The 11,231-nt window shown below is 65.9% G+C and carries 8 protein-coding genes; 4 read left to right on the top strand and 4 right to left on the bottom strand.

The annotated features are described in order from the left end of the window. The first annotated feature begins 79 nt into the window (after positions 1–79). The 3 genes from DY468_RS23480 (at position 80) to DY468_RS23470 (ending at position 4,559) form a co-directional block, all read left to right on the top strand. Positions 80–1,387 carry an MFS transporter gene (locus DY468_RS23480; RefSeq protein ID WP_164607884.1) on the top strand — a complete coding sequence of 436 codons (1,308 nt, stop codon included), beginning with the start codon at positions 80–82 and terminating at the stop codon, positions 1,385–1,387. Between the two features lie 64 nt (positions 1,388–1,451). Further along, a complete protein-coding gene (gene ilvD, locus DY468_RS23475) occupies positions 1,452–3,131 on the top strand; it encodes a dihydroxy-acid dehydratase (RefSeq protein WP_164607882.1) in 1,680 nt (559 codons plus the stop codon). Between the two features lie 54 nt (positions 3,132–3,185). Beyond that, the gene (locus DY468_RS23470) at positions 3,186–4,559 is read left to right on the top strand and encodes an FAD-dependent oxidoreductase (protein WP_164607880.1); all 1,374 of its coding nucleotides are present in this window, start codon (positions 3,186–3,188) and stop codon (positions 4,557–4,559) included. Positions 4,560–4,648: 89 nt separating this feature from the next. Here DY468_RS23470 and DY468_RS23465 read toward each other — a convergent pair whose 3' ends face one another. Genes DY468_RS23465 through DY468_RS23455 form a run of 3 tightly spaced genes read right to left on the bottom strand, consistent with a single transcriptional unit; the run spans position 4,649 to position 7,699 of the window. Next, positions 4,649–5,512: an SDR family NAD(P)-dependent oxidoreductase gene (locus DY468_RS23465; RefSeq protein ID WP_164607879.1), complete on the bottom strand. Its 864-nt coding sequence runs from the start codon at positions 5,510–5,512 to the stop codon at positions 4,649–4,651. Between the two features lie 31 nt (positions 5,513–5,543). Further along, positions 5,544–7,025, bottom strand: a complete 1,482-nt coding sequence (locus tag DY468_RS23460; protein ID WP_164607877.1) for an amino acid permease — start codon at positions 7,023–7,025, stop codon at positions 5,544–5,546. Between the two features lie 38 nt (positions 7,026–7,063). Next, the gene (locus tag DY468_RS23455) at positions 7,064–7,699 is read right to left on the bottom strand and encodes a TetR/AcrR family transcriptional regulator (protein ID WP_349644328.1); all 636 of its coding nucleotides are present in this window, start codon (positions 7,697–7,699) and stop codon (positions 7,064–7,066) included. Positions 7,700–7,839: 140 nt separating this feature from the next. Here DY468_RS23455 and DY468_RS23450 point away from each other — a divergent pair, with 140 nt between their 5' ends. Continuing rightward, on the top strand, positions 7,840–9,507 hold the full coding sequence (locus DY468_RS23450) for an isovaleryl-CoA dehydrogenase (protein ID WP_164607873.1): 1,668 nt from the start codon (positions 7,840–7,842) through the stop codon (positions 9,505–9,507). A gap of 164 nt (positions 9,508–9,671) precedes the next feature. On the opposite strand, the gene DY468_RS23445 is transcribed toward DY468_RS23450, so the two are convergent. After that, the gene (locus DY468_RS23445; protein WP_164607871.1) at positions 9,672–11,009 is read right to left on the bottom strand and encodes a S41 family peptidase; all 1,338 of its coding nucleotides are present in this window, start codon (positions 11,007–11,009) and stop codon (positions 9,672–9,674) included. Positions 11,010–11,231 lie beyond the last annotated feature (222 nt).

The raw sequence follows: 11,231 nt of genomic DNA, 5'->3' as shown, positions 1-11,231 counted from the left end.
ACCTATAATATATCAGCATATATCATCGATATATCAATGGTCGATGAGGCTATAATTCGTTGAAAACGGGGAAACATCCATGGCTGAGGTTTTACAGGACCAGCGCGCGGTCGGCGGAAACCAGAAATCCCGCCGAGCGGCGTGGGCCGCTCTGATCGGCACGATGCTGGAGTGGTACGACTTCATCATCTACGGCACGGCCGCAGCCGTCGTCCTGAATAAGGTCTTCTTTCCCTCGACAGATCCCTACGTCGGAACGCTCGCCGTGTTTGCGACCTACGCGGTCGGCTTTCTCGCCCGCCCCTTGGGCGGCCTGTATCTCGGCTACCTCGGCGACCGATACGGCAGAAAGCGCGTGCTCGTGCTCACGCTCGTGATCATGGGCGCGGCCACGTTCCTGCTCGGCTGTCTGCCGTCCTACGCGCAAATTGGAATCTGGGCGCCGATCCTGCTTGTCGGATTACGCCTGCTGCAGGGATTCGGCGCAGGCGGTGAGTACGCCGGCGCGGTGGTGCTGTCCGTCGAACACGCTCAGGAGGGCAAGCGCGGCGCTGCAGGCGCCTGGGCTCCGATGGGCTTTGCGCTGGCAACCTTGCTCGCCAACGCCGTGTTCTTCTCCGTCATTGCCTCGATGCCCGAAGACCAGTTCCTGCAGTGGGGTTGGCGCATTCCCTTCCTGTTCGGCGGCGTGTGCGTGCTGGTCGGCTACTTCATTCGCCGCGGCGTCGAGGAGCCGCCGGTCTATGAACGTGCCGTCGAGCAGGCGAAGACCGAGAAGATCGGCCTGTTCACCTCGATCAAACGCAACCCGCGCAGCTTCGTCATCGTGCTTCTGACCCGGATGGGAGAGAACGGCTTTGCCTATCTCTATCCGGTGTTCTGCGTCTCCTATGTGATCACGACGCTCGGGCAGCCACGCTCGACCGCGCTGTGGGCCGTCATCATCGCATCGATGGTCCAGGTCGCCACCATCCCGTTCTTCGGCGTGTTGTCCGACCGGATTGGCCGCAAGACCGTGTATATTGCGGGTACGCTGCTTTCGATGGCGTGGCTGGTGCCGTTCTTCCTGCTGCTCGACACCGGCGCCACCGCCGCCATCATCCTGGGGTTTGGCATCGGCCTCGGCATTGCGTATCCGGCGATGCTCGCACCGCAGGCGTCGTGGTACGCCGAACTGTTCGATACCCAGTTCCGGCTCTCAGGCTTCGCCTTCTCCCGAGAGCTCGGCTCGCTGCTCGCCGGCGGCGTCGCACCCTTCATCGCCACGGCGCTTGCCGCATGGGCCCATCATTGGTGGCCGATCGTCGCCTACATGTGGGTGCTCGGCATCATCACTTTGATCGGCCTGAAGCTTGGGCCGGAAACCGTCAGCAAGAAACTCGGATAACTCAATGAGCGTTGCGGCGCCGAGCCGGAACGCTCATTGCTCCCGCATCTTTGGAGATTGGCCGATGAACGAACTCAGAAGCAACTTCGAGCCGGGTTCGACCCGGTGGGCCGTGCGTCGCGCGCAATGGCTGGCGATGGGCATCAAGGAGGAGGATTTCCACAAGCCCAAGATCGCGGTGGTCAATTCATCCAGCGGGCTCTCGGTCTGTTACCAGCACTTGGACGAGATCTCTCGGAAGGTGCAACAGGCGATCCGCGACGCCGGCGGGCTCCCATTCGAAATCCGCACCGTTGCCCCGTCTGATTTCGTCACCTCCGCAGGCCGCAAGGCGCGCTATCTGATGCCGTCTCGCGATCTCCTTGTGAACGACGTCGAGGTCCAGGTCGAAGGCGCGGAATTGGACGGCATGGTTCTGCTCGCCTCCTGCGACAAGACCACGCCCGGCCAGTTGATGGCCGCTGGTCGCTTGAACATCCCGTCGATCGTCCTGGCCTGCGGATATCAGCTCGGCGGCCATTGCGGCGGCAAAGACGTCGATATCGAAGACCTCTACAACGGAGTCGGCACCTACAAATCGGGCCAGATCAGCTTGCAGGATCTGACCGACATGTCCTGCGCCGCAATCAAGGGACCAGGCGTTTGCGCCGGTCTCGCAACCGCCAATTCCATGCACTGCCTCGCAGAGGCACTCGGCATGGCACTGCCCGGCAACGCGCCGATCCGCGCTGGAGGCGAGCGGCTGTCCGACTACGCGGTGCAGGTCGGCCAGGCCATCGTGCGGCTCATTCAGCAAGACCTGAGGCCGCGGCAGATCCTGACCAAGGCGTCGATCCAGAACGGAATTCGTATCGCGCAAGCGCTGGGGCTGTCCGTCAACACGGTGCGGCATCTGACGGCGATCGCCATCGAAAGCCGCATCGAAATGGACGTCGTGGCAGAATACGAGGCTCTGTCGAAGGACGCGGTTCAAATCACGCAAGTGCGTCCCAACGGTCCGCATCGGATCGAGATGCTGGACGCTGCAGGTGGCGTGCGAGGCGCGATGAAGCAGCTCGCCAGCAAACTCGATCTCTCCACGATGACGGTCACCGGAAAGACCCTCGGAGAAAATCTCGCCGAGGCGCCCGCGCCGGACGAACGCGTGATCCGGCCGCTGTCGAACCCGTTCCGCAACGAGCCCGGCCTCATCATCATTCGCGGCAATCTCGCGCCGGACGGCGCGGTGGTGAAGCTGTCCGCAGTTCCGACCTCCGTCCGCCGGTTCGAGGGCGTGGCGAAGGTTTTCGAAGACGAGGACAAGGCGATCGCTGGCCTCAGCGACGGCTCAATTCAAAAGGGACAGGCCATCATCCTCCGGCACATGGGCCCAAAGGGCGGCCCGGGCACGGTGTTCGCCTGCTCGTTCATGGCGGCTCTGGTCGGCGCCGGCCTGTCGAGCGGCGTCGCGGTTCTGACCGACGGTGAGTTGTCGGGTCTCAACTCCGGCATCACTGTTGGCCAGATCATGCCGGAGGCTGCCGAAGGTGGCCCGCTCGCCGTGGTGGCTGACGGCGACCGTATCGCGATCGACCTGACGGCCGAAACTATCGAGCTCATGATCACCGAAAAGGAACTCGCGACCAGACTAGCTGAATGGAAACCGCGGACGCTGCCGGCCGAATATGGCTGGCTTGCGCAATACGCCCAGCTCGTCCAGCCGCTCTCGAAGGGAGCCGTGCTCGGCGATCGAAGCCGTCGCTGATAGCGCAGCCGCAGCCGCGCCCCCGAGCCGCTAGTCATAAGCGAGGTTATTTTGATGGACTCCACATGCGTCAACATTCCGGCTTGGGAAATCCGGCACCGGATCTCCCTTGATGAGGCCAGCTCGCTTCCGTGCCTTGCGGAGGTCGATGTTCTCGTCGTCGGCGGCGGCGCATCCGGCGTAGCTGCGGCCACGGCTGCGGCAGAGTCCAATTGCTCGACCATCTTGGTCGAGCGCTACGGATTTTGCGGCGGTGCCGCCGTCGCAGGACTATCGGGGACGATCTGCGGTCTGTTTCTGGCTAGCGAACAGAGCAAGCCGAAGCAGGTCGTCTTCGGGTTTTCCGAACGATTCAGATCCGAGCTTGCCAGACGCGGCGGCGTCACCCCGCCGCAGAAGTACGGCAAGACGTTCGTCGTCACCCATGATCCTCTCAAATGGCGCGAGACTGCCGATTCCCTGCTGACCGTCTCGGGCGTCAGGGTGCTGTTCCACACTGTCGTGGTCGCGGTGATCATGGACGGCAATCGCCATCTCGGCGTGGTGATCGAGTCCAATGCCGGCCGCTCGGTGATCCTTGCCAAACGCACGATCGATGCATCCGGAGATGCCGCTGTCGTGGCCCGCGCCGGTCACCCGTGGCGGTTCGGCGATCAGGGCCGCATTCAGAACCCGACAATGTTCTTCCGCCTCGGCGGCGTCGACGTCGACCGTTTCGTCGCACATTGGGGCGAAGACACCATCTCTCCGCCGGAGATCGTGGAGGCGCTCACAGCGGCCGATCGAAGGAACTACGATCTTCCCCGGAAGAAGATCTGGATCTTTCCGACCACGCAGCCCGGCGAACTGCTGGTCAACGCGACCCGGCTGTCGGGGCGTGACGGCTCGATGCTCAACGTCATCAATCCGGAGGACTGGACCGTCGCCGAGATCGATGGGCGCCGCCAGGTTCGGGAATACGCAAGGTTTCTGGCGGCTCACGTGGAGGGGTGTGAACGCAGCTTCGTCATCGATACCGGCGTGGAGTGCGGCGTTCGGCAGACCCGCTCCATCGAGGGTCTTCAGACGTTGACGAACGAGGACGTCGTCGCGGGGACCAAACGGCCGGATTCGATCTGCCGCTCCCCCTGGCCGATCGAGCTGCACGCCGGCGACAAGCCGAAGCTGCACTGGCTGCTGGACGACTACTACGATGTCCCGTTTGGAGCGCTCGTCCCTGCGGCCGGCGAAAACATCGTCGTTGCGGGCCGCTGCCTGTCGGCCGAACACGAAGCTCTCGCCTCGGCGCGCGTGACTGCTCAGTGCTTCGAATACGGCCACGCCGCCGGCGTTGCCGCAGCCCTGTCGATCTCGGACGACACCCCGCTGCATCTGCTCGAGCCGGCTGCAATTGCCGAACGGATGAAGACAGCCGGCAGCGCTCTTTGATGCAGATGATCAACCAGACGTGGATGCCCGCGACGAGCGCGGGCATGACGGCGTGAGATGTCGATCGGCTATTAGTTGCGTTTCCTGTTCTATCCACTCAGCCCCGTCATCGTCTCACTAACCTCCCAGAGCCGCCGGTTCGCTGCCGCATCGCGCGCCTGGGCCGGTGCGGGAATCGTCTTGCGGTTGGCGAAGTACGCGCCGCTGACGCCTTCCAGCTCCGGGGCATTGGCAAGATACAGCACGCGCTGGGCGGCGGTTTCCGGTTTCGGGATCGCCCAGCCGCCGAGCTTGGCAAGCAATTTCCAGAACAGACCCTGGGCGCCGTCGGTGCCGCCGAGATTGGACTTGAACACGCCGGGGAAGACGCAGTTCACGGTAACGCCGCTGCCTTGCAGCCGGCGCGCCAGTTCGAAGGTGAAGTGCAGATTGCCGAGCTTGGACTGCGCGTAGCCCTTCATCATGCCGTAGGGGCGCTTGTCCCAATTGAGGTCGTCGAAGTCGATCGCCGCGTCGATCCTGGTGCCGACATTGACGATCCGTGCCGGGGCGCTGGCCTTGAGCAGGTCGAGCAACAGATTGGTGAGCAGGAACGGGCCGAGGTGATTGATCGCGAAGGCGCGCTCGATGCCCTGCGGGCTCAGCCGCCGCTCGGCGAACGCGGTGCCGGCGTTGTTGATGAGCAGATGCAGCCGGTCGAAACGGTCGTGCACCGCCTGCGCCAGCGCGCGGACCGAGACCTGATCGGCGAGGTCGGCGACGAACAGGTGCAGGTCTTGATTGCCGGTGGCGGCACGAATTTCTGCGACCGCCGCTTCGCCGCGGGTGCGGTCGCGCGCCACCAGGCCGACGCGGAGGCCATCGGCCGCGAGCGCCTGTGCGACCGCCTTGCCGAGGCCGGAATTGGCGCCGGTGACCAGCGCGGTGCGTTTGTGGTCGGGGCTCGTACTCATCGGATGCCCTCCTGGCCGTGGTCCGCTGAGCTTAGCGCGCCGCGGGCTTGCTGTGATGACGGCCGTACAGGAAGTAGATCGAAAGTCCGATCGCCAGCCACACCGCCAGCCGGATCCAGGTATCGAGCGGTAGTCCGAGCATCAGGATGAACGACACGATCGCGCCGGCCGGCGCCACCAGCCAGATCGCCGGCGCCTTGAACGGGCGGTGCTGCTCCGGATGCTTGATCCGCAGTGCCAGCACGCCGATGCACACCACCGCGAACGCGAACAGCGTGCCGATGCTGACCAGTTCGCCGACCAGCCCGATCGGCAGCACGCCGGCGAGGCAGCAGACCACGAGGCCGGTGGCGATGGTGGCGACGTAAGGGGTGCGGAAGCGCGGATGCGTGGCGGCGGCGCCCTTCGGCATCAGACCGTCATGCGCCATCGCGCGCAGCACACGGGTCTGGCCGAGCATCAAGACCAGGATCACCGAGGTCAGTCCGGTGACGACGCCGATCTTGACGATCGAGGACAGCCAGCCGATCCCGGCGGCGTCGATCCCGACCGCGATCGGATCGGGGACGTTGAGCCGGTCGTAGGGGACGATGCCGGTCAGCACGAAGGCCACCGCGACGTACAGCACGGTGCAGATCGCGAGCGAGCCGAGGATGCCGACCGGCATGTCCCGCTGCGGGTTCTTGGCCTCCTGGGCGGCGGTCGAGACCGCGTCGAAGCCGATGAAGGCGAAAAACACCACCGCGGCGCCGCGCAGCACGCCCGACCAGCCGAAGATGCCGGTCTCCTGCGCCGGCGGGACGAAGGCGCCGGCCGGATTGGCGGTCGTCACCCAATTGGCGGGAGTCACCATCGGGGCGGCGAAAATCAGGAACAGCGCGATCACTGTCAGCTTGATGCCGACGATGACGTTGTTGAAACGGGCCGATTCCTGAATGCCGATCAGCAGCAGCGTCGAGATCGCGACGACGATCGCCATCGCCGGCAGATTGAGGAACGCGCCGGTGGTCGACCAGGCGCGGGTCGCAGCGTCGTAGGCCAGCGGCGCCGTGGTGAATTGCGACGGTAGATGGATGCCGAAATTGCCGAGCAGGCTGACGAAGTAACCGGACCAGCCGATCGCCACCGTGATGGCGCCGACCGCGTATTCCAGGATCAGGTCCCAGCCGATGATCCAGGCCACCAGCTCGCCGATCGTCGCATACGCATAGGTGTAGGCGCTGCCCGACACCGGCACGGTCGAGGCCATCTCGGCGTAGCACAGCCCGGCGAACGCGCAGGCGATCGCTCCGAGCAGGAACGACAGCGACACCGCCGGCCCGGCATTGGCGGCGGCGGCGTGGCCGGTGAGCACGAAGATGCCGGCTCCGATGATGCCGCCGACCCCGAGCGCCACCAGATTGACCGCCGACAGCGACCGCTTCAGGTGGCGTCCCTCGCCGCCGGCGACGTCCCCCAGCCCCGCATCGAGTTGCAGGCTGCTCAGCGATTTACGCGTCCAGATCTCGGCCACTCTCGTCCCCCATTCGCAGCGGCGGAACCCGCTCGATCTCAAGCGCGGCGACGGCCGCCGGGTTCCATCGCGCCGGCGCTTGCTTCTGGCGGCACCATCGCCGCCAGACAGCCGAGCGCCGCCCGCACCAGCTCGTTGGGGTACACCGCAAAACCGGAGGCCGGCATGCCACGGATCAAAGCGTGAGCGAACATTCCGTACACGAGGGTGAACACCGGCAGCGCAGCTTCGGCGGCGGAGCGCCCGGCCGGCCAGTCGGTGGCGCCTTCGAGCAGCGCCTCCCATTCGTTCAGGAACGCATCGTAGGCGCCGAGATAGTGGCTGCGCTCGCTTTTGTGCCGCTCCAGCATGAAATGCTGCGTCCATTCGCGCGGCGCCTGCGCGTAGATCTCGGCCTGGGCGGTGATCGCAGCGGTCACGCCGGTGGCGAGGTCGTAGCTGCCGAGCGCTGTGCGGCGGCGGCGCAGCGCCAGCAGCAGGTCCTTGGTGCGCAGATGCACGCAGGCGCGCGCCAGCTCGTCCTTGCTGGAGAAATATTCGTAGAAGGTGCCGAGCCCGACCCCGGCCACCAGCACGATCTCGCGGATCGTCACGGCACTGAACGGCTTTTCGTCGAGAAGCCGAACAAACGCATCGCGGATCGCCCGCGAGGTCTCGTGCGAGCGCGACTGCACCGGCCTGCGCCTTGATTTTTCTGGAGTTTCCGCGCGCTTCGCCATCCAGGCCCAATCCGAACACCCGCTCGCGGCGGTCTGCCTATGATGCCTGCCGAACCATCGCAAGCGCCAGAGGCGCCGCTTCCGGGAGACCTGACATGCTCAACGCCGCCATCGCCGACGCCTACGGTGCCGTCACCCACGAGGTGATCAACCAGCCGGTCGAACTCGCCGACTACAATTTGTTCAGCGCTGACCGGCCATTGGTCGAAGCGGTGACGCGCGAGGGCGCCGAATGGGCCGCCAACGACATCGCCGATTTCGGCGCCCGGATCGGCGCCGCCGACTATCTCGAGCTCGGCGCGCTCGCCAACCGGCATCTGCCGGAATTCGATACTCACGATCGCTACGGCCGCCGCATCGACCTGGTGCGCTTCCACCCCGCCTATCACCGCTTGATGCAGACGTCGATCGAGAATGGGCTGCACGCCTCGCCCTGGACCGATCCGCGCAAGGGCGCGCATGTCGCCCGCGCGGCGCGGTTCTATCTGCACAGCCAGATCGAGGCCGGCCACGGCTGCCCGATCAGCATGACGTTCGCGGCGGTGCCGTGCATCAGCCTGCAGCCCGATGTCGCCAAGCAATGGCTGCCGAAGATCCTGGCGCGCAGCTACGACGCGCGCAACGTGCCGGCCGAGCAGAAGCAGGGCATCACCATCGGCATGGCGATGACCGAGAAGCAGGGCGGCTCGGACGTCCGCGCCAACACCACCCGGGCGATCCCGATCGGCGCCGGCGGGCCGGGCGGCGAATACGAACTGGTCGGCCACAAATTCTTCGTGTCGGCGCCGATGTGCGACGCCTTCCTGGTGCTGGCGCAGGCGCCGGGCGGGCTGTCGTGCTTCCTGGTGCCGCGCTGGAAGCCGGACGGCACCAAGAACCCGCTGCAGGTGCTGCGGCTGAAAAAGAAGATGGGCAATGCCTCAAACGCCTCCAGCGAGACCGAGCTGCGCGGCGCGCTCGGCTGGATGATCGGCCCCGAAGGTCGCGGCGTCGCCACCATCATCGAGATGGTGGCGATGACCAGATTCGACTGCATGATCGGTTCGTCGGCGATCATGCGGGCGGCGCTGTCGCAGGCGATCGATCATTGCCGGCAGCGCAAGGCGTTCGGCCGGCTGCTGATCGACCAGCCGATCATGCAGAACGTGCTGGCCGACCTGGCGCTCGAGACCGAGGCGGCGCTGGCGCTGACGATGCGGATTGCCCGCGCGCTCGATCATCGTACCGATGAGCACGAGGCGCATCTGATTAGGATCGGGTCGGCGATCGGCAAATACTGGATCTGCAAGCGCACGCCGGGCGTCACCGCCGAGGCGATGGAATGCATCGGCGGCTCCGGCGTGATGGAGGACGGGCCGATGCCGCGCCACTTCCGCGAGAGCCCGGTGAACGCGATCTGGGAGGGCTCGGGCAACGTGCAGTGCCTCGACGTACTGCGGGCGATGACCCGGACGCCGGAGACGCTGCAGGCTTATTTCGCCGAGGTCGAGCAGGCCAAGGGCGCCGACGTCGCGTTCGATCGCCATGTCGCGGCGCTGAAGGACGACATGCGCGATGCGTCGGACTTCGAAGAGCGCGCCCGCGATCTGGTCGACCGCCTCGCGGTCGGGCTGCAGGCCAGCGTGCTGATCCGTCACGCGCCGGAGGAGGTCGCCGAAGCGTACTGCGCCTCACGTCTGGCGCAGCGCGGTGCGCATCACTACGGCGCGCTACCCAAGGGTGTGAACTTCGCCGCGATCATCGACCGCGCCCGGCCGCGGTGACCATTGTTGTCGTGAGAGCGGGCTTGAATTTAAGTCGCCATACCGCGCGCATGTCGCGGACATCCACGTCTTGAAGAGTAAAGTCAGATCAAAACGTCGATGCCCGGCGCAAGGCCGGGCATCACGTGCGTATCAGGCGGACCGCTGCGCTTGCGCGCCGGTGGCTACTTCGGCGCCCCGTCCTTCTTCAACACCAGCGCTAGCGCGGCGTTGAGCTGGGCGTCTTCGGGCTTGCCGATCAGGTCGGCCTTGATCGGCGCCGAAGTCGCGGCCTTGATCTTGTCGTCGGCGGGCTCGCCGGGCTTCGGCGCCGGATTGGCGGCGTCGTCAGACTTGCCGAGCTTGCCCGGATTGGCGATCGCGCCGTGCAGCGCGCTTTCGCGGATCAACGGGCCGCCGCTGATCTGCTGATCCTTCGGCGCTTCCTGGATCACGTCCGGCACGATGCCCTCGTCCTGGATCGAGCGGCCGGCCGGTGTGTAGTACAGCGCCGTGGTCAGCCGCACCGCGCCGTGACCCTTGATCGGAATCACGGTCTGCACCGAGCCCTTGCCGAAGCTGGTGGTGCCCATCACGGTGGCGCGCTTGCGGTCCTGCAGCGCACCGGCGACGATCTCCGAGGCCGACGCCGAGGCGCCGTTGATCAGCACCACCACCGGCACGCCCGGCAGCTTGTCGCCGCGCGACGGCGCCGAGAACACCCGCTGATCGTCGGACTGACGGCCGCGGATCGACACCACGGTGCCGCCATTGAGTAGATCGCCGGCGACCGAAACCGCCGCGTTGAGCAGCCCGCCCGGATCGTTGCGCAGGTCGATCACCAGCCCCTTGAGGCCGCCGTCCTTGGCGTCGCCCTTCAGCTTGGCGAGCGCGGCGGTGAAGCCCTCGGCGGTGTCCTGGCCGAACTGGCTGATGCGAATGTAGCCGACACCGTCCGGCTTCATCTCAGACTTCACCGAGGCGACCTTGATGATCTCGCGGGTCAGGGTGACGTCGAACGGGTCTTCCTTGCCGCGCAGGATGGTGATGGTGACCTTGGTGCCGGGCGTGCCGCGCAGCATGTCGACGACGCTGCGCAGGCTCATGCCCTGGGTGCTGGCGGTGCCGACCTTGATGATCAGGTCGCCCGGCTCCAGCTTGGCGCGCGCCGCCGGGGTGCCGTCGATCGGCGACACCACCCGCGGAATTCCGCCCTGGGCCGAGATCTGCATGCCGAGGCCGCCGAACTGGCCCGACATGTCGGTCTGCATGTCCTTGAATTCCTTCTCGTCCATGTAGTCCGAGTGCGGATCGAGCCGGTTCAGCATGCCCTTGAGCGCATCCTTGGTCAGTTCGTCCGAGGCGATCGGATGGACGTAGGCGCGCTGCACCAGTTGGATCACGCCGCCGATCAGGTCGAGGTCGGCGGGCGCGGTCTGCTCGCGCTGCAGGGCGAGCGCGGAGACTACGGGAACCGCGACGATGCCGAGGACAGCAAGGGAGCGAACGACGACTTTGCGCATGGGCGAACTCATGTGAAGGGGCGGATGACGGCCGCCGAGGTGGCGTTGCGGAACCAGAACCGACCGCGGTCGCGATCGGTTCCTGCGAGGGGGACACCGGCGCCCGGATGGGACGCCTGATCAGATACGCGCGAAGCTGGCGCGATCAAGGCATCGCGGCGCTTCACGCGGCCGGCTTTTCGGCGGCATCGCCGTTGGCGAGCAGATGCACCAGCGCACGCT

Source organism: Rhodopseudomonas sp. BR0M22 (assembly GCF_010907035.1).
GTDB lineage: Bacteria > Pseudomonadota > Alphaproteobacteria > Rhizobiales > Xanthobacteraceae > Rhodopseudomonas.
Note: the sequence above shows the minus strand (reverse complement) of the source record. Positions and strands in the feature narration are given on the sequence as shown.